Here is a 25,335-nt window from a genome sequence, read left to right as displayed (position 1 = left end):
TGTAGCCCATGACCGACCCGTCGCGCTGGCGACGGGCCCGAGGCCGTCCGGATGCGCCGGTAGGGTGCACACCATGGAGGACCGACCACGCCTCGGGTATGCCCCGGTGGCGGACGACCGGGCCGATCCAGGCGAGGTGGTCTGGGCCTGGGTGCCCTACGAGGAGGACGCCTCCTAGGGCAAGGACCGGCCGGTGCTGGTCATCGGGCGCGAGGGGCCGCGGCTGCTCGCGCTGCCGCTCACCGGCCAGGACCACGACCGGGACGCCGCTCAGGAGGCTGCGGCGGGCCGGTACTGGACCGACATCGGCTCGGGCGACTGGGACCACCGACGTCGGCCCAGCGAGGCGCGGGTCGACCGGCTGCTGCGGCTCGAACGCGACGCGGTGCGACGCACCGGGGCGCAGCTGGACGAGGACGTCTTCGACCGGGTCCTGGCCGAGGTCCGCAGGCATCTCCCCGACCTGTGAGGGCTGCGGTCACCCGTCGGCCGACCGTCGCCGACGGTCGATGCGACCGACGCGGTGCGCCACCCACCCGGCGCCGAGCAGGCATACCGTGCCCGCCGTGACGCAGGCCACCGCCAGCGGGGCGAGAAGGGTCAGGCCGGAGAGCGAGGAGGGTGAAGCCGATCAGGCCCTGGCTCAGCGGCAGGAGCAGCACCCCGGCACCGATGAGCAGCACCACCGTGACCGCGACGCTCCTGCCGTAGCGGTCCATCACCCAGCCGGCGGGGTAGAAGAGCAGGATCTTCGAGAAGGCCGCCAGCCCGAAGACGAGGGAGGTCGTGGCCGCGGACACGCCGATCTGCTCGGCCCAGAGGGGCAGCAGGGTGATCCGAAGGGTCCGGGCCCCGGAGATGACGACCACCGCGCTGCCGACCGAGGCGAGGGTTCGCCGGTGCTCCCAGATCACGGAGAGCACCCGGGTCGGGGCCGGCGTGCCGGGGGTCCGTTCGAGACCAGCGGTGAGGTCGGGCGCGGCCCGCACCACGAGCGCGGCCATGAGCCCCATCGCCGCACCGAGCCAGAAGACCGACGACACCTGGCCCGTGGCGCCGATGAGCACACCGCCCAGCACCGGCCCGAGCAGGCTGCCGAGGCCGAGCAGCGCCACGACGAGTGCGGCCTGCCCGACGCTGGCCCCCAGGTCGCGGGCGTGCAGCGCCAGGACCGGGGTGACGGCGCTCAGGCCGACCGCGTTGACGATGCTCGGGGGCGACGGCCGGCAGGGCGATGTCCCGCAGCCGGAAGGCGTCCTCGTGCCGCGGCACCGACCCCCTCCTCTCACGCGTGCGGGCCGGACACCTGGTGGTGTCCGGCCCGCTCGTCCGGTGGAGCTGAGGGGATTCGAACCCCTGACCCCCTCCATGCCATGGAGGTGCGCTACCAACTGCGCCACAGCCCCGGGGTGGCCCCGTGAGGACTGGACTACTTTACCCAGCGCCCTCGGCAATCGCCAAATCCCTGGTCAGGGCACGGGGTGGGCGATCGTCGGCACCGCGTGGTCCTCCGGGACCCCCACGTTCCAGGCCTCGAGGCGCCATCCGGTGGCATGCTCCACGAGCTCGGCCCAGTGGCAGTTGCGCAACCCGACGAGGGCCTGCGAGGCCTGCTGGAAGTCCAGGCCGACGACGGCGCAGACGAGGGCGCGGGACGCCAGACCGTGGGAGGCCAGCACGGCGGGGCCGTGCTCGGGCAGGTCGGCGACGACCTCCTCGAAAGCCGCCCGGGCACGGGCCGCGACATCGGCCACCCGCTCCCCCGTCTGGCCCCGGACGACGTCCTCGCCGCGCTCCAGCGCCTGCTGCGCTTCGGGGTCGCGGGCGAGCACCTCCTGGTGGGTCAACCCCTGCCACCGGCCGACGTGGATCTCCCGCAACCGCGCGTCCGGCTCGGTCCGCAGCCCGGTCCGCTCGGCCAGGCAGGTCGCCGTCTGGACGGCCCGGGTCAGGTCGGAGGTCACCAGGCGCACGACCCCCCGCGCGGCGAGCACCTCGGCCGCACGCCGGGCCTGCTCGCGACCGCGGACGGAGAGCTCGGTGTCCAGCTGGCCCTGGTAGATGCCGCCGGCGTTGTGCTCGGTCTCGCCGTGCCGCCAGACGATGACCCGCCGCATACCTCAGCTCTCGCCGGCAGGGGTGCCGGGCTCGGGGAGCAGCACGGGCGGGCAGTCCTTCCAGAGCCGCTCCAGGGCGTAGAACTCCCGGTCCTCGGCGTGCATGACGTGCACGACGATGTCGCTGAAGTCCAGCAGCACCCACCGGCCCTCGTGCTGCCCCTCGCGGCGCAGCGGCTTGGCCCCCAGTTGGAGCAGGCGCTCCTCGACGCGTCGACGATGGCACCGACCTGCCGCTCGTTGGGCGCCGAGGCGATGACGAAGACGTCGGTCAGGGCGAGCTGGCCGGAGACGTCGAGACCGACGACGTCCTGCCCCAACTTGTCCTGCGCCGCGGCCGCGGCGGCCTGGGCGAGCTCGATCGCACGCTGCGTGGCCCTCACTCACGGTCCTTCCGGTAGAGGTCGTACTTGCCGATGTACTGGACGACGCCGTCCGGCACGAGATACCAGACCGGGTCGCCCTCCGCGGTGCGCTCGCGGCAGCCGGTGGAGCTGATCGCCATGGCGGGCACCTCGAGCAGGGTCACCTTGTCCTCGGGGAGCCCCGCGTCGGTGAGCACGTGGCCCGGGCGGGTGACCCCGACGAAGTGGGCGAGGTCCCACAGCTCGTCCACGCCCTTCCACGACAGGATCTGCGCCAGGGCGTCGGCGCCGGTGATGAAGAACAGCTCGTCGTCCGGCCGCTCCGCCCGCAGGTCGCGCAGCGTGTCGCGGGTGTAGGTCGGACCGTCCCGATCGACGTCCACCCGGCTGACCGTGAAAGACGGGTTGGAGGCGGTCGCGATGACGGTCATGAGGTAGCGGTGCTCGGCGTCGGTGACCTTGCTCGCGTCCTTGCGGTAGGGCTGGCCGGTGGGCACGAAGACCACCTCGTCCAGGCCCAGCAGGTGCGCCGCCTCGCTCGCGGCCACCAGGTGGCCGTGGTGGATGGGATCGAAGGTCCCACCCATCACCCCCAGACGCATCAGTGCTGGGTTCGACCCATGTCGGGGTCGTGCTTGCCGTCCGCGACACCGTGCGGGTCGAGCGCCAGCGTGTTGCGGAAGGCCCAGAGGAAGCCCAGCAGCAGCAGGAAGGCGAGCATCGCGAAGACGCCGAACATGATCGGCGGGAACGGGAGCTCGTTGACGATGTGGTGGCCGCCTTCCTCGGCGGCCGCGACGAAGAACTGCGCGGGCGTCATGGTGACACTCTACCTCCGCACCGGGACGGCTCGGCGTCAGCGCACCTGCCCGTCCCCCTCGACGACCCACTTGGTCGTCGTGAGCTCGGGCAGCGCCATCGGGCCGCGGGCGTGCAGCTTCTGCGTGGAGATCCCGATCTCGGCACCGAAGCCGAACTCGCCGCCGTCGGTGAACCGGGTCGAGGCGTTGACGAGGACCGCTGCCGCATCGATCTCGGTGGTGAAGCGTCGTGCCGCTGCCCGGTCGGCGGTGACGATCGCCTCGGTGTGGCCGCTCGTGTGCTCCCGGATGTGGGTCAGGGCCGCGTCGAGGTCGTCCACCACCCGTGCCGAGATGTCCAGGGAGAGGAACTCGGTGTCGTCGTCCTCCTCCGTGACCGGCTGGTATGCCGCCCCGGCGGCCTCGGCATACCCCTGCACGCCGGCGTCGCCGTGCACGGTGACGCCGGCGGCGGCGAGCTCACGCATGATGGGCGGCAGCACGCGCTGCGCCGCGTCCCGGTGCACGAGCAGCGACTCCGCGGCGTTGCAGACCGAGGTGCGGTGCGTCTTGGAGTTGGTGACGATCGCCGTGGCCATGTCGGTGTCGGCGCTGGCGTCGACGTAGACGTGGCAGTTGCCCACCCCGGTCTCGATGACCGGGACTGTGGACTCGGTGACGACCGTCTGGATGAGGCTGGCGCCGCCGCGCGGGATCACCAGGTCGACCAGGCCGCGGGCGGTCATCAGCGCCCGGGCGGCGTCGTGGCCGCCCTCGGACAGCAGGTTGACCGCGTCGGGGTTGATGCCTTTCGCCTCGAGCGCGTCGCGCAGGATCGTGACGAGGGCGGCGTTGGTGGACCCGGCCGCCGAGCCGCCGCGCAGGATGACCGCGTTGCCGCTCTTGAGCCCGAGGCCCGCGGCGTCGACGGTGACGTTGGGGCGTGCCTCGTAGATCATGCCGACGACGCCCATCGGCACCCGGACCTGGCGGATCTGGAGGCCGTTGGCCAGGGTCGACCCACGGACCACCTCACCGACGGGGTCGGGCAGCCCGGCGACCTGGCGCAGGGCATCGGCCACCGTGCGCACCCGCTCCTCGTCCAGGGTGAGCCGGTCCAGCAGGTTGGCGGCCAGGCCCCTGTCCTGGCCCCGGCGCAGGTCCTCGTGGTTGGCCTGCACGACATGCGCGGCCCTCGCGTCCAGCGCGTCGGCCAGGGCCAGGAGGGCGGTGTCCTTCTCCGCCCGGGTCAGCAGCGCCAGCTCGCGTGCGGCGACCCGCGCGGAGCGGGCGACCGCGGCAACCTGCTCGGTGACGTCGGGGGCGATGGTGACGGTCATGTGCTGCTCCTGCGGGTGGGGGCTCGTGCTGGGTGGTCAGAGGACGACGAGGTCGTCGCGACGGACGACCGGGCGGGGGGCAGGGGTGCTGGAGCGCAGGGCGGCGTCGCGGACCAGCCGGCGCCCGACGAGCGTCCCGAGCTCCTCGGCGCCGTAGCCGACGAGACCCCGCGCCACCACGCTCCCGTGCTGGTCGCACAGGTCCACGGTGTCCCCGGCGCTGAAGCGTCCCTCGACGCGGGTGATGCCGACCGGGAGCAGCGAGGTGCGCCGGCGCACGACGGCCTCGACCGCTCCGTCGTCCAGGACGACGCGACCGGTGGCGCTGCTGGCGTGCGCCAGCCAGCGGCGGCGGGCGGGGCTCTTGGTCCCGACCGGGGTGAACAGGGTGCCCACGTCCTCACCGAGGAGGGCCTGGTGCACCTGCTCGGCATTCGTCAGCAGCACGGGTATGCCCTCGGCGACCGACATCTGGGCGGCCCCCACCTTGGTCTGCATGCCGCCGGTGCCGACCGCCGACCCGGCGCGCGAGACGTCGACCTCGGCCAGCGCCTCGGGCCCCGCCACGAGCGGGATGCGCTCGGAGCCGGCCCGGGCGGGGTGCCCGGTGTAGAGCGCGTCGACGTCGGAGAGCAGCACCAGGGCGTCGGCGTCCACGAGGTGGGCGACGAGGGCGGCCAGCCGGTCGTTGTCGCCGAAGCGGATCTCGTCGGTCGCGACGGTGTCGTTCTCGTTGATGATCGGGACCACCTCGAGCTCGAGGAGCCGCTCCAGGGTGCGGGAGGCGTTGACGTAGTGGCTGCGCCTGTGCATGTCGTCGGCGGTGAGCAGGACCTGGCCGACCTGGACCCCGTGCATCGTGAAAGCCCGGGTGTAGGCCGACATCAGCGCCCCTTGCCCGGCGCTGGCCGCCGCCTGCTGGGTCGCGAGGTCCTTGGGGCGGCGCTCCAGGCCCAGCGGCACCATCCCGGCGGCGATGGCGCCGGAGGACACGAGCACCACCTGGGTGCCGGACATCGCCTTTTTCGCCAACGAGGTCGCGAGCGCCTGCAGCCGGAACCCGTCCAACCCGCCCTTCGGGCCGGTCAACGAGGACGAGCCGACCTTGACCACCATGCGGTGCGCGTCGCGGATGACGCTGCGGTCGACGGTCGAGCCCATGGGACGAATACTATTCCACTGTCACGCATACTCATGCATCCACGAGGTGGAGGGCCCCACACGGGCGTGGGCGCCTCAGCCCTGGTCCGCCGGCCGTGGCGCGACCTCGCCGCCATGGCGCTCTCGCGCCTCCGCATCGCGACGGGCCGACCGCTCGGCGTGGTCCAGGTGCAGCTGGATGACCGGCTCGTCGTAGAACTGGTCCTCGGCGCCCTGGGGGCGCATACCCCCGTGGAGGTAGAGGTCGATCGTGTGACCGGGCGTCTCCCAGAAGGCGGTGAACCGTCCGGTCTCCGGCTCGGTCACGTGCTCCTGCGCCGGCTCGCCGAACCGCTGCGCCAGCTGGTCACGCAGGGCGCGCGCCGCCAGCTCGGACCCCTCCATCGAGGTGCCCCGCCACAGGAACCAGAAGACACCGACGAACTCGTCCTCGAAGGTGCTCCAGCCGCACCTGGACCATCCCCACTGCTCCGGGCCGGTCCCGACCCACGCCTGCGACCCACCGTCCCGGGGCTCCGGCTCGGGTCCCGCCACGACCAGGCCGTGCTCGGCGAACCACGCGACGCGCTCGGACTCCGTGGTCGGCCAGGGCGAGGCGACCAGCTCGGTGAGCAGGTCGACGAGCTCCGCGGGGCTGGGCCTGACGTCGATCTCGGTCATCCCCACACCCTACGGACCGGGGTCGGCCGGGGTGCTCCATGGTGGGGCCGGGGTCGGAGCCTGGCTCAGGTGTCGTCGGTCCAGTGACCGGCGCGCCGCTCGGACTCCAGCTCCGCGCGCGCCTCGCTCTGGGCGTCCTTGCGGTCGTGGAAGGCTTCCCGCCGCTCGGCGCGGGTGGGCCGGGAGCGGTCCTCCAGCCGGACATCCGTGCCACGGCTGCCGAGCAGCTCGGCGCCGCCGGCCATGGTCGGCTCCCAGTCGAAGACGACCGCGTCCTGCTCCGGTCCGATGAGCACGGTGGACCCGGCGACGGCGCCCGCCTTGAGCAGCTCCTCCTCCACGCCCAGCCGCCCCAGCCGGTCGGCGAGGTAGCCGACCGCCTCGTCGTTGGCGAAGTCCGTCTGCCGCACCCACCGCGTCGGCCGCTCACCCACGACCCGGAAGACCTCGCCGTCGGCGGTGTTCTCGCGACGCACCGTGAAGCCCTGGTCGTCGACGGCCCGGGGCCGGATGACGACCCGCTGCGGCTCGACCTCGATCTGCTCCTCGCGGGCCCGTCGCACATGACCCGCGAGCGCGAAGGTCAGCTCCTTGAGTCCTTGGTGGGCGACGGCCGAGACGACGTGCACCTCGTAGCCCTGCTCCTCCAGGTCCGGCCGCACCATCTCCGCCAGCTCCCGCGCCTCGGGCACGTCGGCCTTGTTGAGCACGACGACGCGCACCCGCTCGGCCAGGGGTATGCCGCCCAGCTCGCCGTGGGGCACGTAGGCGGCGAGCTCCTCCTCGATGACCTCCAGGTCGGTGAGCGGGTCGCGCCCGGGCTCGAGGGTCGCGCAGTCCACGACGTGCGCGAGCACGTGGCACCGCTCGACGTGCCGGAGGAACTGCAGCCCCAGACCCTTGCCCTCGCTGGCGCCGGGGATGAGCCCGGGCACGTCGGCGATGGTGAAGCGCTCGCCGCCGGCGGTGACCACCCCCAGGTTGGGCACGAGCGTCGTGAAGGGGTAGTCGGCGATCTTCGGGCGCGCCGCCGACAGCACGCTGACCAGCGACGACTTCCCCGCCGAGGGGAAACCGACGAGCGCCACGTCGGCAAGCGTCTTGAGCTCGAGGACGACCTCGGCCTCCTCGCCCGGCTCCCCGAGCAGGGCGAAGCCGGGTGCCTTCCTGCGGGGCGAGGCCAGGGCCTTGTTGCCCAGCCCGCCACGTCCGCCGCGGGCGGCGACGAGCTCGGCGCCGTCCCCGACCAGGTCGGCCAGGACCTCGCCCCCACGGGTGGTCACCACCGTCCCGGAGGGGACGGGCAGGACGAGGTCCTCCCCCTGGGCCCCGTTGCGCTCGTCCCCCTCCCCCGGTCGGCCGTTCGGGGCGGTGCGGTGCGGGCCGTGGTGGTAGTCGATGAGCGTCGTGACCTGCGGGTCCACCCGCAGCACGATGTCCCCGCCCCGACCCCCGTTGCCACCATCCGGACCGCCGAGCGGCTTGAACTTCTCGCGGTGGACGGAGGCGACGCCGTGCCCGCCCTTGCCGGCACGCAGGTGCAGCACGACACGGTCCACGAAGTTGGCCATGGGTGATCCTCTCAGGGTGGTGCAGACAGCGCGACGCCGGCGGAGCCTCGGGCTCCGCCGGCGTCGCTGCGGTCTGTCGTGCCGCGCCTCAGGCGTCGACGGTCTCCGTCGCGCCCGCGACGATGTTGACGGTCTTGCGGCCCCGCTTGGCGCCGAACTCGACCACACCGGGGACCAGCGCGAACAGCGTGTCGTCGCCGCCGCGCCCCACGCCCTCACCGGGGTGGAAGTGGGTCCCGCGCTGCCGGACGATGATCTCGCCGGCGCCGACGACCTGACCGCCGAAGCGCTTCACGCCGAGACGCTGGGCGTTCGAGTCACGACCGTTGCGGGTCGAGGACGCACCCTTCTTGTGTGCCATCTGCTGACTCCTTCGTGGCTCGTGACGACGCTCAGGCGTCGATAGCGGTGATCTTGACCTGGGTGAGCGGCTGGCGGTGGCCCTGCCGCTTCTTGTAACCGGTCTTGTTCTTGTACTTCTGGATGACGATCTTGGGGCCCTTGGCCGCGCCGAGGATCTCGGCGGTGACCGTGGCCTTGCCGAGGGCGTCGGCGTCGGTGGTCACGGTCTGGCCGTCGACCAGCAGCACGGGGGCGAGCTCGACGGTGTCGCCGGCCGTGGCGTCGCCACCGACCTTGTCGATGGTCAGCACGTCGCCGACGGAGACCTTCTCCTGGCGGCCGCCAGCACGGACGATCGCGTACACGTTGAACTCGCTTTCTGACTTCTGGTCGCGGTGGGCTCGGACGCGCACCTGGTTGTGGCACGGTCGAGCCGACACGGGATGCCGTCTGCGAGACCGGGCCGACCCTCCAGGGCGAACCGACGCACCAGGCTACCGTGCCGACCGGCGTCGCTCCAAACTCAGGACTCGTCCTGCGGGGCGGCCTCGGAGGGCTCCGCGGAGCCCGGCGCCGGGTCGGTGCCGACCTCCCCGGTGGGCGGACCGGCGGGTGAGACCACCCGACCCCGACGACGGCGCTTCGGGCGCGGCGCGGCGGCCTCCTGCTCCGCAGCCGGAGCGGACGTCGTCGCCTCCTCGGCGGCGTCCGGGACCGTGGTCTGGTCGGAGGACGGTGCGTCGGGGCGGCCGTCGGGTCGTCCGACCCGGCAGCCGCGTCGGCGCCCTGCGCCGGTGCCGGATCGGTCGTGGCCGCGGCGGCCTGCCGGGGCGCCTCCTCGGTCACCTCGCCGGCCGCGGCCTGCGCAGCGGCGTCCGCCGCCTCCGAGCTCGCGCCGGCGGTGAGGGCAGCGGCGTGCGCCGCCGCGGCGATCTGGGCCGGGGTCGGACCGTTGGGGTTGGGCGTGGGCAGCACGTTCTTCGGCTCGGCCGGGCCGGCACTCTTGCCCCGGCCCTTGCCACGACGCTTGCCGCCGCCGTTGCTGCCGCCCTCGTCGCCGCCGGTGCGGACCACCGGCTCGGACTGCACGACGACCCCGCGCCCGGAGCAGTGGGCGCAGCTCTCCGAGAAGACCTCGATGAGGCCCGAGCCGACCCGCTTGCGGGTCATCTGCACGAGGCCGAGCGAGGTCACCTCGGCCACCTGGTGCTTCGTGCGGTCTCGCCCGAGGCACTCCAGCAGCCGCCGGACGACGAGGTCCCGGTTGCTCTCGAGGACCATGTCGATGAAGTCGACGACGATGATGCCGCCGATGTCGCGCAGCCGCAGCTGGCGGACGATCTCCTCCGCCGCCTCGATGTTGTTCTTGGTGACCGTCTCCTCGAGGTTGCCGCCGGAGCCGGTGAACTTGCCGGTGTTGACGTCGACGACGGTCATCGCCTCGGTGCGGTCGATGACCAGGGACCCGCCCGAGGGCAGCCAGACCTTGCGGTCCATCGCCTTGGCGATCGCCTCGTGCACGCGGTGCGTGGCGAAGACGTCGGTCGTGCCGGTGTACTTCTCCACCCGCTCGGCGAGGTCCGGGGCGACCTCGTCGATGTAGCGCTTGACCTCGGTCCAGGCCTTGTCGCCGGAGACCACGAGCTTGGCGAAGTCCTCGTTGAAGACGTCGCGGATGACCCTGACGGTCATGTCCGGCTCGCCGTGGAGCAGCGCCGGGGCGTTCGCGGTCTTCGCCTTCGCCTCGATCCGCTCCCACATCGCGGTGAGCCGCTCGACGTCGGCCCGCAGCTCGGCCTCGGAAGCGCCCTCCGCCGCGGTGCGGACGATCACGCCGGCGTCGTCGGGGACGACCTCCTTGAGGATCTTCTTGAGCCGTGTGCGCTCGGTGTCGGGCAGCTTGCGCGAGATCCCGGTCATGGAGTTGCCGGGCACGTAGACGAGGTAGCGGCCGGGCAGGGAGACCTGCGAGGTCAGCCGGGCGCCCTTGTGACCGATCGGGTCCTTGGTGACCTGCACCAGGACGGACTCGCCCGAGCTCAGCGCGTTCTCGATCCGCTTGGGCTGGTTGCCCTCGAGCCCGGCGGCGTCCCAGTTGACCTCACCGGCGTAGAGGACCGCGTTGCGGCCCTTGCCGATGTCCACGAAGGCGGCCTCCATGCTGGGCAGGACGTTCTGGACCCGGCCCAGGTAGACGTTGCCCACCATCGTGGACTGTGCCGAGCGGGACACGTAGTGCTCCACCGGCACCCCGTCCTCGAGCACCGCGATCTGGGTGCGGTCCTCCAGGCCCCGGACGACCATGACCCGCTCCACGCTCTCGCGCCGGGCCAGGAACTCGGCTTCGGTGATGACGGTCCGGCGCCGCCCGGCCTCGCGCCCCTCACGCCGACGCTGCCGCTTGGCCTCCAACCGGGTCGAGCCCTTGACGGAGGCGACCTCGTCCTTGGCCGGACGCTCGCTGCCGCTGCGGGACCGGCGACGACGACGCTTGGTGCCACCGCCGTCCCCCTCGGAGGCGGTGTCGTCGGCCGTGGCACGGTTGTCGGACCCTTCGCCGGAGCCGTTCTTGACGGCCGCGTCCTTGCCGGTGTCCTTCTGAGCCCCCTTACCGGAACCGCCCTGCGAGCCGTCCCCACCGTGACGACGCCGGCCGCCGCCCGAGGTCGTCCCCTTCGCCGGCGTCCCGTCGTCACCCTCGTCGGCACCGTCCGCGGCCGCTCCGTCGCCTTGCTCATCGGAGCGCGCCTTGCGCCCCTTGCCCCCGCGCCGACGACGACGGCGGCCACGCCCACCCTGCTCGTCGTCCCCGTCCGCGTCGTCGGACGACACGGCGTCGTCCCCGGAGGAACGTCGTCGCCGGTCCCGCTCGGGTCCTCGGCCGCCGGCGCCGGCGCGGCGGAGGCCGCGGTCGCCCGTCGCGAGCGGCGCTTGGGCAGGTCGGTCAGGTCGGGGGCCTGGAAGACCAGCCCGAAGGACGGCACCGCCGAGGTCGACGCCTCGGGCTCGGGCCCGGGGGACGCCTCGTCGTCGGCCTCCGCGGGGGCGTCTTCGGGCTCTGTCTCGGACGTCCGGTCAGGCTCCTCGACAGTCTCCTCGTCGCTCTGCTCCGGGGCGTCCGACTCCTGGACTGCGGCGCCCGGGCCGGCTGGCGCCGTGTCGCTGGAGCCCGTCGACGTGGCCTCGGGGGTGTCGCTCGTCAGTCGCTCGTCGGTGGGGGTGTCGGTGGTGCGCTCGTCAGACACGTCGTGTCCTTCCAGGCCGCGCGTGGCCAGTCCACACCTCGGGGCCGGTCGGACCGCCCCACTGCCCGCGCGGCGCGGGTGCTGTGTCGCCGCGACCGGCCGGCCGCGACGGAAGTCATCCGTGTCACCGACGAGGACGGCTCGCGCACTCGCGCGGCACCGACCAGCGGTGCGGTGCGGGCCGGTCCGGGCTCACCTCGAGCAACCGTGTCCCGCGTGCCGACCTGCTTCCGGGCCGCACCGCGAGGGACTCGCACCGGGTCTCACGCAGGTGTGGGTCCGCGCTCGACCGCTCAGCAGTATCGCACACGGGTGAGGCCCTCCCCGGCCACTCGGGCCGAGACCGGGCGCGCCGTTCCTTGACGGTACGGTAGGTGCCCGTGCGAGTCTTCAACTTCTCAGCCGGTCCAGCCACCATGCCGCTCGAGGTGCTCGAGCGCGCCCAGTCCGAGCTCACCGACTGGCGCGGCTCGGGGATGTCGGTCATGGAGATGTCCCACCGCAGCCCCGAGTTCGTGTCCATCGCCGCCGAGGCCGAGCAGCGGATGCGCGCCCTGCTCTCGGTCCCGGACGACCACGCCGTTCTCTTCCTGCAGGGCGGAGCCACCGGCCAGTTCGCCGGCGTGCCGCTCAACCTGGCCGCGTCCGGCCAGGCCGCGGCCTATCTCAACACCGGGTCGTGGTCGAAGAAGGCGATCAGCGAGGGCGAGAAGTATGCCGACGTCCGGGTCCTCGCGGACGAGAAGGCGTCGAACTACTCCACCGTCCCCGCCGAGAGCTCGTTCGACGTCCCGGACGACGCGGCCTACCTGCACTACACCCTGAACGAGACGATCGGCGGCGTCGAGTTCCCCTACGTGCCCGACTCCGGCGACGTCCCGCTGGTCACCGATGCCAGCTCCACGATCCTGTCCCGCCCGCTCGACGTGTCCCGCTTCGGCGTGATCTACGCCGGGGCGCAGAAGAACCTCGGGCCCGCCGGGCTCGTCGTCGTCATCGTGCGCCGTGACCTGCTGGAGCGGGCCCGCGCCGAGGTGCCCGCCGCCCTGGACTGGAAGGCCATGGCCGCCGCCGACTCCATGCTCAACACCCCGCCCACGCTGGCGTGGTACCTCGTCGGGCTGGTCCTGGAGTGGGTCGAGCAGCAGGGCGGCGTGGCCGAGATGGGCCGCCGCAACCAGGCCAAGGCCGACCTGCTCTACGGCGCGATCGACGCCTCCGACTTCTACTCCAACCCGGTGCAGCCGCAGGCGCGGTCGTGGATGAACGTGCCCTTCCTCGTGCCGGACCCCGCGCTGGAGAAGCCCTTCGTCGCGGCCGCCGCGGAGGCCGGGCTCTCCGGGCTCTCCGGCCACCGCAGCGTGGGTGGCATGCGCGCCAGCATCTACAACGCCATGCCGATCGAGGGCGTCCAGGCCCTCGTCGACTTCATGACCGACTTCGAGCAGCAGAACGGCTGAGAACACCACCCCCATGACGCAGACCTACCCGATCCAGACCCTCAACGCGATCTCCCCCGTCGGCCTGCAGCGGCTCGACCGCGAGATCTTCGACCTCGGCACCGACATCCCCGAGCCGCGCGGCATCCTGCTGCGCTCGGCCGACCTCCACTCGGCGCCGATCCCCGACTCGCTGTACGCCGTCGCCCGCGCCGGGGCGGGCACCAACAACATCCCCGTCTCGGAGATGGCGTCCCGCGGCATACCGGTCTTCAACACGCCGGGGGCCAACGCCAACGCGGTCAAGGAGCTCGTCATCGCGGGCATGCTCCTGGCCGCCCGCAATCTCTACCACGCGGCCGACTACACCCGCGGTCTCGTCGCCGAGCAGGAGCTGACCGGGGCCGAGCTGGACAAGCAGGTCGAGGCCGGCAAGAAGCAGTTCGCGGGCTACGAGCTCCCGGGCAAGACCCTCGGCGTCATCGGCCTGGGCGCCATCGGCGTGCTGGTCGCCAACGCGGCGCAGTCGCTCGGGCTCAAGGTCCTCGGCTACGACCCGGCCATCACGGTCGAGCGTGCCTGGCAGCTCTCCCCCAACGTGGAGCAGGTGACCAGCGTCGAGGAGCTCTTCGCCCGGAGCGACATGATCACGCTGCACGTGCCGCTCGTCGAGGCGACCAAGGGCCTCGTGGACGCCGACCGGATCGCCTCGATGGCGCCCGGCGGCGTGGTGCTCAACTTCGCCCGCGGCGGCGTCGTGGACGAGCAGGCGGTGCTGGACGCGCTCGACGCGGGGCACCTGCACGCCTACGTCAACGACTTCCCCTCCGAGGCCGGCTCGGTGCACCCGAAGGTCATCGCGCTCCCCCACCTGGGCGCGTCCACCGGTGAGGCCGAGGACAACTGCGCGGTCATGGCGGCCGACCAGCTGTCGGACTACCTGCTGCACGGCAACATCCGCAACTCGGTCAACTTCCCGGAGGTCGTCATGGCCCGGACCCCGGGCACCACGCGGCTGGGCATCTTCAACGCCAACAAGCCCAACATGATCGGCCAGATCACCGCGGCCCTGGCGGACGCCGGCCTCAACGTGGCGGAGTTCACCAACAAGTCCAAGGGCGAGGTCGCCTACACCCTCGTCGACGTCGAGGGCGAGGTGCAGGACGAGCTCAAGGAGTCGATCCTGGCGATCGACGGCGTCATCCGCGCACGCAAGATCGACTGAGACCGGCTCCGACCCTCGCCCGGAGTTCTAGGGTGGCTCGTATGAGTCGAGCCAGCTACCCCTCCGGCGAGGGTTGAGGCCGGATCCGGACGCTCGCGGTCGCCTACCGCGCCACGCACGAGGCGATCCCGCTCTTCGGGATCTATGCCCTGCTCTTCGCCGACAGCGGCCTGAGCACGGCGCAGATCTCGGTGCTGCTGGCGGTCTGGTCGGTGAGCGCCTTCGTGCTGGAGATCCCCTCCGGCGCGTGGGCGGACCTGCTGGACCGCCGCCGGATGCTCCTCGCGTCCGGTCTCGTCTATGTCAGCGCCTTCGCCGTCTGGATGGTCTGGCCGACCTTCTGGGGTTTCCTGCTCGGCTTCCTCCTCTGGTCGTGCTCGGACGCGCTGCACTCGGGCACGTGGGAGGCCTACCTCTTCGATCAGCTGACCGCACAGGGGCACGCCGTCCGGTATGCCCACGTCAAGGCGCGCTCGGAGAGCATCGCCCTGCTCGTCATGGCCGGCGCGATCGCGGCCGCCGCGCCGCTGCACCATCTGGGGGGATATCCCCTGGTCGGCGCGGCGAGCCTGGCTGCGGCGCTCGTCCACGTCGGCGTGACCCTGCGCCTCCCCCGACCGGGACGACCAGGCATTCCAGCGACTGCGGAGCGGCTGACGTCCCCCCACCCGACGTCACCCCGCGCCGTGGACCCGGTGCCCGACCCGGCAGCCGGTGCAGCGAGCGCCGGTTGGGCGGCGACCCTGCGGGAGGGCCTGGGCCAGGCCCGGGCGGCAGGGCCGGTGCGCAGGGTGCTCGTCGGGTATGCCGCGGTCGTGACCCTCGTCGCGTCGACGAGTACTTCCCGCTCGTCCTCGCCGAGGACGGCCTGGCCGTCGGTCGGGTGGCCCTCGCCATGTCTGGGGTCGTGCTGCTCGAGGCGCTCGGCACCTCGATGAGCGACCGGGTCGCCGGCCTCACCGGCTGGCGGCACGCCGGCCTGGTGCTCCTCGCCGGGCTGCTCCTGGGCCTGGGAGCCTGGGGCACCGGGTGGGCCGGGGCCCTGGCGCTGGGCCTGGGGTACGCCGCGGCGAGCAGCCTCTACCTGGCCGGTGACAGCCGCCTGCAGCACGCGCTCGGGGCGGACAGCCAGGTGCGCGCGACGGTGACGTCGGTGGCGGGGGTGGCCAGCGAGGTGGGTTTCCTGGTGACCCTGACGCTGGTCGGCCTGCTCACGCTGCACCTCGAGCTCACCCCGGTGGTCGCTGGCACCGCGATCGCGCTCAGCGTGCCCGCCGCCGTAGCGGCCTGGCGCATGCCGGCCGGCAGCCCGGAGGATGGCCACGGGTGCTAGCGGTCAGCCTCAGGCCAGCTCCAGCATGGCCTGCGCGGTGTCGTGCGTGGTGACCAGGCCGTTGACCAGGTCCCCGGTCATGGCGGCGCGCAGCGCCTCGACCTTGCCCTCCCCGTGCGCCACCGCGATCACCGTGCCGATCGACCGGAGCTGGTCCGGGGAGAGGGCGATGAGCCGGTCGGTCAGGCAGGTGCTCACCAGGGTGCCGCCGGCGTCGAAGCAGGCACCGACGGACTCGCCCACGACACCGGCCTCGCGGACCCGGTCCCGGCACTCCTCGTCCACGGCGTCGAAGATCGTCGACTGTCCGGGCTCCCAGGCACCGACGCCCACCATCGCCACCGTCACCCGGTCGGCCGCCGACAGGGTGTCCCGGACCGCGGGGTCACGCCGCACGGCCTGGGCCGCCGCGTCGTCCGGCATGACGAGGGGAGCGAAGAACACCTGTCGTCCGCCGCCGGCGATCCGGCCCGCGCGACGCACCAGGTCCACGGCGCTGGAGTCCTCCCGCACCCCGGCGAGCGCCCCGCTGAGCTGGATGATCGGCACCTGCGGCAGCGTCTCCAGAACGGCCACCATGTCGTAGACCGAGCGGCTCCAGGGCAGGCCGAGGACGTCGTCGGGCCGCAAGGTCTCATCGAGGAGCCGCGCGGCGGCCCGACCCACCTCGGCGCGCACCTCGGGCGCGGACGAGGGCATCGGGACGACGCTGCAGCACCGCAGGTCGAAGGCGCGCTCCAGCTCGCGCGCCAGGCCCCCGTCGGCGACGGGCTCGACGATCTCGATCCGCACGACCCCCGCCTCGTGGGCCAGGTCGAGCAGGCGGGCGACCTTGAACCGGCTGATGCCGAGCGCCTCGGCGATCTCCGTCTTGGCCTGGTGCTGCTCGTAGTGCCGCCTGGCGACCGCGACGGCCAGGACGAGGTCGTACTCGTCTTTCACCGGCACCCGAACCTCCCTGAGTCCGCCGCGGTCCGCGGCCTGTGAGCCACGCCATTATCCCGGCTCGAGCCGCCGACGTCCATGTCCTTGACAACCCGACCGGCGGCGGATTCACTGAGCATACTCATATGTGCGTACGCACGTGCTCTGATGAGCACCAGATGTGGAGGCTCGAGTGCACTTCGTCACCAGCCAGGGGCTCTTCCTGGCCAAGGTCTGCGCCGCCTCCTTCGTCGTCTCGCTGCCCGTGCTGGCGGCCGGCTTTGCGGCGCAGGACAAACTGGTGCAGGGTCTGTCCATGGGAGCAGTCAAGTGAGCACGGCACGGATCACCCTCCGCGACGACACCCTGCCCGGGCTCCCGGAGGAGGTGGCCCGCCCGACCTACGACCGGTCCAGGCTGCGCCCGGGGATCGTCCACTTCGGCGTCGGCGGGTTCCACCGGGCGCACCAGGCGATGTACCTCGACACCCTCATGGACGAGCAGCCCGACGACTCCCTGGGCTGGTCGATCGTCGGGGTCGGCACGATGCCCGGGGACGCGCGGATGCGCGACGCCATGGCCGCGCAGGACTGCCTCTACACCCTCGTCGTCAAGCACCCGGACGGCCGGCTCGAGCCACGCGTCCTCGGAGCGATGTCCGCCTACCTCTTCGCCCCGGACGACCCGGAGGCCGTCCTGGCTCAGCTCACCGACGACCAGGTCCGCATCGTCAGCCTCACGATCACCGAGGGTGGCTACCACGTCAACCAGGTCACCGGAGAGTTCGACCCCGCCGACGAGTCGCTCCAGGAGGACATCGCCGCCGGTCCCGGGGACGCGCCCCGCAGCGCCTTCGGCTTCATCACCGAGGCGCTGCGCCGTCGCCGCGAGGCGGGCACCGAGCCCTTCACGGTGATGTCCTGCGACAACCTGCCGGGCAACGGCGACGTCGCCGGCCAGATGCTCACGTCCTTCGCCCGCATGCAGGACGAGAACCGTGAGGGTGCCGACCCGCTCGCGGACTGGATGGAGGAGCACGTGCAGTTCCCCAACTCCATGGTGGACCGGATCACCCCGGTGACCACCCAGGAGGACATCGACGCGCTCGCCGACCGGTTCGGCGTGGAGGACGCCTGGCCGGTCGTGTGCGAACCGTTCACCCAGTGGGTGCTCGAGGACCACTTCACCGCCGGTCGCCCCGCGGTCGAGGAGGTCGGCGTCCAGGTGGTCGACGACGTCGTGCCCTACGAGCTCATGAAGCTGCGGCTGCTCAACGCCGGACACCAGGCCCTGGGCTACCTGGGCTACCTCGCCGGGTACCGCTACGCGCACGAGGTGGCCCAGGACCCGCTCTTCGTCGACTTCCTCCTCGGCTACATGGAGAAGGAGGCGATCCCGACCCTCCCCGAGGTGCCGGACGTCGACCTGGCGGACTACAGCCGGACCCTCGTCGAACGCTTCGCCAACCCCGAGGTGCGCGACACGCTGGCCCGGCTCTGCGCCGAGAGCAGCGACCGCATACCCAAGTGGCTCGTCCCCGTCATCCGGCACAACCTCGAGCACGGCGGCCAGATCGAGCGCTCTGCCCTCGTGGTGGCTGCCTGGGCCCGGTATGCCGAGGGCGTGGACGAGCAGGGCGAGCCCATCGAGGTCGTCGACCGCCACCAGGACCGGGTCATGGCGGCCGCCGCGCGACAGCGGGAGGAGCCGCTGGCCTTCCTCGAGGACGAGACCTTCTTCGGCGACCTGCGCGAGCAGGAGATCTTCACCGCCGCCTACACCCACTTCCTCGAGCAGTTGCACGAGGTGGGGGCACGCGCCACGCTTGAGGGTCATGACTGGAGCTGACGGCACACTGGTCGCCGGGGTCGACACCTCGACCCAGTCCTGCAAGGTCGTCGTGTGCGACGCGGACACCGGCGAGATCGTCCGGCAGGGACGGGGCACCCACCCGAACGGCACCGAGGTCGACCCGGAGCACTGGTGGACCGCCTTCGAGCAGGCGACCGCCGACGACCTGCTCGACGGTGTCGGGGCCATCGCGGTCGGGGGCCAGCAGCATGGCATGGTGCTGCTCGACGAGCACGACCAGGTGATCCGTCCGGCCCTGCTGTGGAACGACACGCGCTCGGCGCAGGCGGCGGCGGACCTGGTCACGCAGCTGGGCGACGCCACGGCGTGGGCGCAGCGTGTCGGGGTCGTGCCGCTGGCCGCGATCACCGTGAGCAAGCTGCGGTGGGTGGCCGAGCACGAGCCCGAGCACCTGTCCCGGGCCGCGACCTGCGTGCTGCCCCACGACTGGCTCACCGGACAGATCGCCCGTCGTCTAGGGGGCGAGGTCGACGGCTGGACGACCGACCGGGGTGACGCCTCGGGGACCGGCTACTACAGCGCGGCCAGCGGTGACTACGACCGCGAGCTGGTACGGCTGGCCACCGGCCGGGACCTGACCCTGCCGGCGGTGCTCGGACCTGCCGACCGGGCCGGCACCACCGGGACCGGCGCGCTCCTCGGACCCGGTACCGGTGACAACGCCGCCGCCGCGCTGGGTCTCGGCCTGGAGCGTGGCGACGTGGTGATGTCCCTGGGGACCAGCGGGACCGCCTTCGCCCGGCACGACGCCCCGACCTCGGACGCCACCGGCGAGGTCGCGAGCTACGCCGACGCGACGGGAGGCTTCCTCCCGCTCGTCTGCACCCTCAACGCCGCCCGCGTGCTGAGCGCCGGGGCAGCTGTCCTCGGCACCGACCTGGCCGGACTGGAGCGTCTCGCGCTGGCTGCCGCTCCCGGCGCCGGCGGGCTCACGCTGCTCCCCTACCTCGACGGCGAGCGCACCCCCAACCTGCCGGACGCCACCGGCACGGTGTCCGGGATGACGCGGGACAACATGACCCCGGAGAACGTCGCCCGGGCGGTGGTGGAGGGCATGCTCCTCGGGGTGGGCGCAGGCGTCGACTCGTTGCGCCGCGAAGGGGTCCCGATCGACCGCGTGCACCTCATCGGTGGCGCCGTCGCCTCCCGCGCCGTCCGCGAGATCGCGGTCGACCTCCTCGGCGTCCCGGTCGTCATCCCCGAGCCGGGAGAGTACGTCGCGCTCGGCGCCGCACGCCAGGCCGCCTGGACGCTGCGGGGCGGGGAGCTGCCACCGTGGCGTGCCGGGACCGCCGAGCGGCTGGAGGGAAGCCCGTCGTCCGCAGGGCAGGACGTCCGCGACCGCTACCGGGACCTCGTCGCCACCATGCACGGCGTGTGAGGGCGGTTCCGCCACCGGCTCCCCGAGACCCGTCGGCCCGACGCACCGAGGCCTGCCCGGCGGGTGGGGATCGTCAGCCGGTGTAGAACCGGTCGAGCTCGTCCTTGTACTTCGCCGTCACGGCCCGCCGCTTGAGCTTCATGCTGGGGGTCAGGTCGCCCTCCTCGATGGACAGGTCGTGGTCGAGGATGTGGAACTGCTTGACCTGCTCGTGCCGCGCCAGCTTCTCGTTGAGCTGGTCGACGTGCCCCTGCACCATCTCCCGTGCTGCGTCAGAGGTGACGATCTGGGCGTACGAGTCGCCGGCCATGCCGTTCTTGGCCGCCCAGCCGGTGATGGCGTCCTGGTCGAGGGTGATGAGGGCCGAGACGAAGTTGCGCCCGTCCCCCTCGACGATGAGCTGGCTGGCGTAGGGGCAGACCCCCTTGAAGAGCGACTCGATGCGCGAGGGTGCGACGTACTTGCCGCCGGAGGTCTTGAACAGGTCCTTCTTGCGGTCGGTGATGCGGACGTAGCCGTCCTCGTCGATCTCGGCGATGTCGCCGGTGGCCAGCCAGCCGTCCTGCAGCGCCTCGGACGTGGCTTCGTCGTTCTGGTGGTAGCCGGTCATGATGCCCGGGCCGCGCATCAGCAGCTCACCGTCGTCGGCGAGGCGCACCTCGGTGCCGGGCAGCGGCCACCCCACGCTGCCGATCTTGTTGACGCCGTCCTGGGGCCGGTTGACGATCGATGCGGCACTGGACTCGGTCAGGCCGTAGCCCTCGATGATCCGCAGGCCCATGGCGTCGAACCAGTGCGCGATGTCGTGGTTCAGCGCGGCGGACCCGGAGATGAAGAAGCGGATGCGGCCCCCGAAGCGCTCCCGGATCTTGGAGAGCACCAGCTTGTCCGCGACGGCGTGCTTGGCCTTGAGCAGACCACCGGGCTGCCCCCCGGCGGCCCGGATCTCGGCGACCTCCCGGCCGACGCCGCTGGCCCAGTCGAAGAGCTGCTCCTTCACCCCGCCCTCGTCGGCCATCATCGTGGTGATCCGGCCGTAGGCCTTCTCGAAGATGCGCGGCGCGGCGCCCATGAAGGTCGGTCGCACGACGCCGAGGTTCTCGACGATCTTCTCCACCCGGCCGTCCACCGCCGTGGGGAAGCCCATCTGCAGCGGCAGCACCAGCAGGCACTTGGCGAAGACGTGCGCCAGCGGCAGCCAGAGGTACTGCAGGTCGTCCGGTCCGAGCAGGCGCACCGCGTCGACGCTGGCGCCCTCGTAGGTCCAGGCGGAGTGCGGCAGCCGCACCCCCTTCGGTCGACCGGTCGTGCCCGAGGTGTAGATGATCGTGGCCAGGTGGTCCGGGGTGAGGCTGTCGATCCGCTCGTCCACGACACCGGGCTCGGCCGCCAGCCGGGACCGGCCGAGCTCCTCCAGCTCGGCGAGGGTCATGACGTCGCCCCCGTCCCCCTCGCCGTCGATGACGACGATCTTGAGCACGGCCCCGAGCTCGGCCCGGTGCTCGAGCACCTTGGCCACCTGCTCCTGGTCCTCGGCGACCACCACCCGGCTGCCGGAGTCGGTGACGATGAAGGCGACGTCGTCGGACAGCGTGGACGGGTAGATCGTCGTGGTGGCGGCGCCGGCGCACATGACTGCGAGGTCGACCAGGACCCACTCGATCCGCGTCGAGCAGGCGAACGCCACGCGCTCCTCCGGCTGCACACCGAGCTCGATCAGCCCTGCCGCCAACGCGTAGGCGCGATCACCGGTCTGGGACCACGTCAGGGCGGTCCAGCTCTCGCCCTCGGGGTAGAGGAAGGCGTCGGCGGCCGGGGTGGCCGCGACCCGCTCACGGAGGAGGTGGCCCACGCTCGGGGCGCGGTTCTCGATCACGGACAGGTCTGGCTGCTCATCGATGAGACGGGCCACGGCAACTCCTGAGGTCGAAGGGTCCTGCGGGTGCTCATCTTGGCAGGTTCGATCGGACCGGCCAAGACGGGACCGTCCGCGGCTCGCGCCGGCTGGCGCAGGCGAGCAGCCCCAGGGCCAGCCAGCAGGCGAGCATCGAGGACCCCCCGTAGGAGAGGAAGGGCAGCGGCAGCCCCGTCACCGGCATGAGCCCGAGGTTCATCCCGATGTTCTGGAAGATCTGGAAGCCGAACCAGGACGCCACCCCGACCGCCAGGAGCCGGCCGAACGGGTCCTCGCACCGCAGCGCCACCACCAGTCCTCGCATCACGAGGAAGCCGAGCAGCAGGATCAGGCCCCCCGCGCCGAGGAGACCGAGCTCCTCCCCGGCCACCGAGAAGATGAAGTCGGTGTACTGGAACGGGATGAACCCGCCCTGCGTCTGAGGCCCCTCCCCCAGCCCGGTGCCCGACCAGCCGCCGGACCCGATCGCCAGCCGCGCCTGTCGGGTCTGGTAGCCGATGCCGCCGGGATCCAGCGCCGGGTCCCGGAACGCCAGCAGCCGGTCCACCTGGTAGGGGTCGAGCAACGGCACCCGGATCGCGGCCACCACGGCGCTCACCGTCCCGACCAGGGCTGTCGCGGTCCAGCGCCACGAGGCGCCGGAGGTCGCGACCATCCCGATCGTGAGCACGCCCAGGACGAGGGCGCTGCCGAGGTCCGGCTGCAGCATGATGAGGCCCACCGGGACCGCGGCGAGCACCCACGCGGGCAGCACCTCGCGCCACCCCGGCCGGGCATAGGGGTCCCGACCCTCCGCCAGGATCATGGCCAGCCCCACCACCAGTCCGATCTTGGCGAGCTCCGCAGGTTGCAGCGAGAACCCTCCCGGGAGGAAGAGCCAGGACCGGGAGCCGTTGACCGTCTGGCCCAGAGGGGTGAGGACCGTGGCGAGCCCGACCAGCCCGGCGAGGTAGACCCACGGCGCCGCGGCGCGCAGCCATCGCACGTCCGTGCCGATCAGCACGAGGGCCAGCACGATGCCGACCGCGGTGTTGACAAGGTGGCGGACCGCCAGCGCCGACCCGGCCCAGGTATGCGTCGTCGACCACACGAGCAGCGCACCCACGAGGCAGAGGCCGAGGGCCGCGACGACCGGTGCCCAGTCGGTGCGCAGATAGCGCTCGCGCACCCGGCGCTAGTCCTGCTGCAGGAGGTCGCGGCTGCGGTCGACGTCGGCGGCCATCTGTGCCATGAGCTCGTCGAGCGAGTCGAACCGGACGTTGCCGCGCAGCCGCTGCACGAAGTCGACCCGCACGACCTCGCCGTAGAGGTCGAGGTCGTCCCGGTCGAGGACGTAGGCCTCGACGGTCCGCTGCTCGACGTCGTCGAAGGTGGGGTTCGTGCCGACCGAGATGGCTGCGGGCAGCCGGCGGTCGGGGTGCCCGGCGGGGAGGTCGGGACGCTCCAGCCAGCCGGCGTAGACGCCGTCCGCCGGGATCATGCCGACGCAGTCGAAGGCGAGGTTGGCCGTCGGGTAGCCGAGCTCCCGGCCACGGTGGTGGCCGTGCACGACCTCGCCGGACACCCGGTGCGGACGATCGAGGATCGCGTTGGCGGTGGCGAGGTCCCCGTCGGCGAGCGCCTGGCGCAGGGCGGTCGAGGACCAGGTGCGCAGGCCCCCGTCCAGGGCGCCGGCGGTGTGCTGCACCACGACGTCGAAGCCGTGCACCTCCCCGAGCTCACGCATGGTGCCGACGTCGCCGGAGTTGTGCAGCCCGAAGCGGGTGTCCTGCCCGACGACGACGACCTCGGCGCGCAGCCCGTCGACGAAGGTCTCGACGACGAAGTCCTCCGGCGAGAGCCGGGCATACTCCTTGGTGAACTCGATGACGACGACGGCGTCCAGCCCGGCCTCCTCCAGGAGGTCGAGGCGGTGCTCGAGACCGGCGATCTCCTGGGGTGCCCGCTCCGGGTGGAGCACCGCCACCGGGTGCGGGTCGAAGGTGACGGCGACCGAGGCGAGTCCCCGCTCCCGCGCGATCCCGGTCACCGTCTCCAGCACGGTCCGGTGCCCCCGGTGCACACCGTCGAAGTTGCCGAGCGTGGCCACGGTCGGCCCGAGCTCGGCCGGCACGTCCTCCAGGCTGGTCCAGCGATGCACGGGCGTCACTCTAGCTCTCGCCGGCCGGGGCGAGGACCACGTGGGCACGGGCCTGCTCGGCCCGCTCGTCCAGGACGGCGACGAGCCTGCCGTCCGGGCCGAAGGCCGCCACGGGCTCCTCGCGTCCCGGGCGGGCGGAGGCCACGCGCTGCCCGTAGCCCAGGGCCCGTGCCTCCGGCTCGTCGAGCTCGCGCACCGCCAGCGCGCTCCGGGCCGCCACCGCGAGCGAGATCAGGTGCCTCTCGGCGCCGTCCGCCTCGAGCGACTCCAGGGTCACGGCACGGTCCAGGTCCAGGCCGCCGACCCTCGTCCGCCGCAGGGCGGTGAGGTGCCCGCCGACGCCCAGCGCGGCACCCAGGTCGCGGGCGAGGGCCCGGACGTAGGTGCCGGAGGACACCTCGACCCGCACGTCCAGGTCCAGGTGCGGACGCGACCTGTGCCTGTCCAGCACCTCGAACCGGCTCACCGTCACCGGCCGTGCGGTGAGCTCGACGTCCTGCCCGGAGCGCACCCTCGCATAGGACCGCACCCCGTCGACCTTGATCGCGCTCACGGCGCTCGGGACCTGCTCGAGCTCGCCGGTCAGTCCGCCCACGGCGGCGTCGATGTCGTCGTCGGTGACGCCGGAGGCGTCGGCACGACGGACGACCTCCCCCTCGGCGTCGTCGGTGACGGTGCTCTCCCCCAGCCTGATCGTCGCCTCGTAGGCCTTGTCGTGGCCGACGAGGAAGGTGAGCAGCTTGGTGCCGCGCCCGACGCCGAGCACGAGCACACCGGTCGCCATGGGGTCCAGCGTGCCGGCGTGGCCGACCCTGCGGGTGCGGCACAGCCGCCGCGCCCGGGCGACCACGTCGTGGCTCGTCCACCCGGTCGGCTTGTCGACCACGAGCAGACCGTCACCCACGCTGGGACCGGGCAGCCGCGCCTCGGCGGCGCTCATCGAGAGCGGTCCGCGCCCGATGCCTGGTCGTCGGGCAGTCCGTCCGGGAGCGGGTCGGCGTCGGCGACCTGCTCGTCGGTCTCGTCCGTCCGCGGCTTGCGATAGGGATCGGCCTCGCCCGCATACCCCGTCGCCGCCCGGCCCGCCGCGAGCTCGGCGTCGCGCTCGGCCACCCGCCGCAGCAGGTCGTCCATGTGCTGCGCGTCCTCGGGCAGCGCGTCGAGGATGAACTCCAGGGTCGGCGTGAGCCGGATGCCGAGGCCCTTGCCCACGAACGAGCGCAGCCGGCCCCGGTAGTCCTGCAGGATCTCCGCGGCCGTCTCCCGGTCCGCGTCGTCCCCCAGCACGGTGTAGAACACGCTGGCGTGCTGCAGGTCGCCGGTCACCCGGACGTCGGTGATCGTGATGAATCCGACCCGCTCGTCCTTGACCACCTGTGACAGGCCCTGGGTGACCAGCTGCTTGGTGCGCTCGGCGATGCGTCGGGCGCGTGCCGGGTCCGCCATGACTCCTCCTCGACGTCGGTGACTGCTGCGGTGCCGGACCCATCCTACGAAGGGGCAGG

Annotated in this window: 21 protein-coding genes, 1 tRNA gene and 5 pseudogenes; 8 read left to right on the top strand and 19 right to left on the bottom strand. The window is 72.5% G+C overall.

All coding sequences use genetic code 11. The features are described 5' to 3' along the window. Positions 1–193: 193 nt before the first annotated feature. Positions 194–469 (top strand): hypothetical protein, encoded by a 276-nt coding sequence (locus tag BJF80_RS16170; protein WP_414899304.1) that lies wholly within the window; start codon positions 194–196, stop codon positions 467–469. A 226-nt stretch (positions 470–695) separates the two neighbouring features. On the opposite strand, the pseudogene BJF80_RS21700 reads toward BJF80_RS16170, so the two are convergent. From BJF80_RS21700 to BJF80_RS21830, 13 genes and pseudogenes are all read right to left on the bottom strand, one after another. After that, positions 696–1,370, bottom strand: a pseudogene (locus tag BJF80_RS21700) (MFS transporter); the annotation flags it as partial. Continuing rightward, positions 1,334–1,406: transfer RNA gene (locus BJF80_RS16160), tRNA-Ala, on the bottom strand. The gene BJF80_RS16160 and the pseudogene BJF80_RS21700, both read right to left, overlap by 37 nt. A gap of 63 nt (positions 1,407–1,469) precedes the next feature. Continuing rightward, a complete protein-coding gene (locus BJF80_RS16155) occupies positions 1,470–2,117 on the bottom strand; it encodes a histidine phosphatase family protein (protein ID WP_075815147.1) in 648 nt (215 codons plus the stop codon). 3 nt (positions 2,118–2,120) lie between these two features. Next, a pseudogene (gene rsfS, locus BJF80_RS16150) lies at positions 2,121–2,500 on the bottom strand (ribosome silencing factor). Beyond that, positions 2,497–3,069 carry a nicotinate-nucleotide adenylyltransferase gene (nadD, locus tag BJF80_RS16145; RefSeq protein ID WP_028131138.1) on the bottom strand — a complete coding sequence of 191 codons (573 nt, stop codon included), beginning with the start codon at positions 3,067–3,069 and terminating at the stop codon, positions 2,497–2,499. Before nadD ends, rsfS begins: the two are co-directional and overlap by 4 nt. Before the next feature lie 14 nt (positions 3,070–3,083). After that, complete coding sequence (locus tag BJF80_RS16140) at positions 3,084–3,302, bottom strand: hypothetical protein (RefSeq protein WP_075815145.1); 219 nt, start codon at positions 3,300–3,302, stop codon at positions 3,084–3,086. A gap of 36 nt (positions 3,303–3,338) precedes the next feature. Further along, positions 3,339–4,628 (bottom strand): annotated as a pseudogene (locus tag BJF80_RS16135) (glutamate-5-semialdehyde dehydrogenase); the annotation flags it as partial. A 30-nt stretch (positions 4,629–4,658) separates the two neighbouring features. Continuing rightward, positions 4,659–5,783 (bottom strand): glutamate 5-kinase, encoded by a 1,125-nt coding sequence (proB, locus tag BJF80_RS16130; RefSeq protein ID WP_075815141.1) that lies wholly within the window; start codon positions 5,781–5,783, stop codon positions 4,659–4,661. Positions 5,784–5,858: 75 nt separating this feature from the next. Then, entirely contained in the window at positions 5,859–6,443 is a 585-nt protein-coding gene (locus BJF80_RS16125; protein ID WP_075815139.1) for a hypothetical protein, read from the bottom strand. Positions 6,444–6,508: 65 nt separating this feature from the next. Next, positions 6,509–8,014 carry a GTPase ObgE gene (obgE, locus tag BJF80_RS16120; protein ID WP_075815137.1) on the bottom strand — a complete coding sequence of 502 codons (1,506 nt, stop codon included), beginning with the start codon at positions 8,012–8,014 and terminating at the stop codon, positions 6,509–6,511. Between the two features lie 88 nt (positions 8,015–8,102). Further along, a complete protein-coding gene (rpmA, locus tag BJF80_RS16115; protein WP_022925659.1) occupies positions 8,103–8,375 on the bottom strand; it encodes a 50S ribosomal protein L27 in 273 nt (90 codons plus the stop codon). Positions 8,376–8,406: 31 nt separating this feature from the next. After that, positions 8,407–8,721, bottom strand: coding sequence for a 50S ribosomal protein L21 (gene rplU / locus BJF80_RS16110; RefSeq protein ID WP_022925660.1), 315 nt, complete (start codon positions 8,719–8,721; stop codon positions 8,407–8,409). Positions 8,722–9,109: 388 nt separating this feature from the next. Then, positions 9,110–11,197 (bottom strand): annotated as a pseudogene (locus BJF80_RS21830) (Rne/Rng family ribonuclease); the annotation flags it as partial. A 784-nt stretch (positions 11,198–11,981) separates the two neighbouring features. Between BJF80_RS21830 and serC the strand changes: the two are divergent. From serC to BJF80_RS16085, 4 genes are all read left to right on the top strand, one after another. Beyond that, positions 11,982–13,061, top strand: a complete 1,080-nt coding sequence (gene serC, locus BJF80_RS16100; RefSeq protein ID WP_075815376.1) for a 3-phosphoserine/phosphohydroxythreonine transaminase — start codon at positions 11,982–11,984, stop codon at positions 13,059–13,061. A gap of 13 nt (positions 13,062–13,074) precedes the next feature. Further along, positions 13,075–14,265 carry a phosphoglycerate dehydrogenase gene (locus BJF80_RS16095; RefSeq protein WP_075815135.1) on the top strand — a complete coding sequence of 397 codons (1,191 nt, stop codon included), beginning with the start codon at positions 13,075–13,077 and terminating at the stop codon, positions 14,263–14,265. Positions 14,266–14,456: 191 nt separating this feature from the next. Next, positions 14,457–15,203 carry an MFS transporter gene (locus BJF80_RS16090; protein WP_075815133.1) on the top strand — a complete coding sequence of 249 codons (747 nt, stop codon included), beginning with the start codon at positions 14,457–14,459 and terminating at the stop codon, positions 15,201–15,203. After that, on the top strand, positions 15,161–15,598 hold the full coding sequence (locus BJF80_RS16085) for a hypothetical protein (RefSeq protein ID WP_143554159.1): 438 nt from the start codon (positions 15,161–15,163) through the stop codon (positions 15,596–15,598). The genes BJF80_RS16090 and BJF80_RS16085 overlap by 43 nt, the downstream gene beginning before the upstream one ends. 9 nt (positions 15,599–15,607) lie before the next feature. Here the strand turns inward: BJF80_RS16085 and BJF80_RS16080 are convergent, their stop codons facing one another. Beyond that, complete coding sequence (locus BJF80_RS16080) at positions 15,608–16,546, bottom strand: sugar-binding transcriptional regulator (RefSeq protein WP_075815129.1); 939 nt, start codon at positions 16,544–16,546, stop codon at positions 15,608–15,610. A 175-nt stretch (positions 16,547–16,721) separates the two neighbouring features. Between BJF80_RS16080 and BJF80_RS20560 the strand changes: the two are divergent. The 3 genes and pseudogenes from BJF80_RS20560 to xylB form a co-directional block, all read left to right on the top strand. Next, positions 16,722–16,856 (top strand): annotated as a pseudogene (locus BJF80_RS20560) (carbohydrate ABC transporter permease); the annotation flags it as partial. Next, complete coding sequence (locus BJF80_RS16070; RefSeq protein ID WP_075815127.1) at positions 16,853–18,370, top strand: mannitol dehydrogenase family protein; 1,518 nt, start codon at positions 16,853–16,855, stop codon at positions 18,368–18,370. The pseudogene BJF80_RS20560 and the gene BJF80_RS16070, both read left to right, overlap by 4 nt. Continuing rightward, positions 18,357–19,775, top strand: a complete 1,419-nt coding sequence (xylB, locus tag BJF80_RS16065) for a xylulokinase (protein ID WP_075815125.1) — start codon at positions 18,357–18,359, stop codon at positions 19,773–19,775. Before BJF80_RS16070 ends, xylB begins: the two co-directional genes overlap by 14 nt. Before the next feature lie 73 nt (positions 19,776–19,848). On the opposite strand, the gene BJF80_RS16060 is transcribed toward xylB, so the two are convergent. The 5 genes from BJF80_RS16060 to rbfA are packed head-to-tail and all read right to left on the bottom strand — an operon-like array spanning position 19,849 to position 25,276. Next, the gene (locus BJF80_RS16060; protein ID WP_075815123.1) at positions 19,849–21,687 is read right to left on the bottom strand and encodes an AMP-dependent synthetase/ligase; all 1,839 of its coding nucleotides are present in this window, start codon (positions 21,685–21,687) and stop codon (positions 19,849–19,851) included. 34 nt (positions 21,688–21,721) lie between these two features. After that, the gene (gene rodA, locus BJF80_RS16055) at positions 21,722–22,858 is read right to left on the bottom strand and encodes a rod shape-determining protein RodA (RefSeq protein ID WP_075815121.1); all 1,137 of its coding nucleotides are present in this window, start codon (positions 22,856–22,858) and stop codon (positions 21,722–21,724) included. Between the two features lie 6 nt (positions 22,859–22,864). Further along, positions 22,865–23,830: a bifunctional riboflavin kinase/FAD synthetase gene (locus BJF80_RS16050; RefSeq protein ID WP_075815374.1), complete on the bottom strand. Its 966-nt coding sequence runs from the start codon at positions 23,828–23,830 to the stop codon at positions 22,865–22,867. A gap of 10 nt (positions 23,831–23,840) precedes the next feature. Then, positions 23,841–24,770: a tRNA pseudouridine(55) synthase TruB gene (gene truB / locus BJF80_RS16045; protein WP_075815119.1), complete on the bottom strand. Its 930-nt coding sequence runs from the start codon at positions 24,768–24,770 to the stop codon at positions 23,841–23,843. Then, positions 24,767–25,276 carry a 30S ribosome-binding factor RbfA gene (rbfA, locus tag BJF80_RS16040; protein ID WP_075815117.1) on the bottom strand — a complete coding sequence of 170 codons (510 nt, stop codon included), beginning with the start codon at positions 25,274–25,276 and terminating at the stop codon, positions 24,767–24,769. Before rbfA ends, truB begins: the two co-directional genes overlap by 4 nt. Positions 25,277–25,335 lie beyond the last annotated feature (59 nt).

Source organism: Serinicoccus sp. CUA-874, assembly GCF_001942225.1.
In the GTDB taxonomy this organism is placed as follows: Bacteria; Actinomycetota; Actinomycetes; order Actinomycetales; family Dermatophilaceae; genus Ornithinicoccus; species Ornithinicoccus marinus.
The sequence above is the reverse complement of the archived record's forward strand: the minus strand, read 5'-3'. Positions and strand labels throughout refer to the sequence as shown.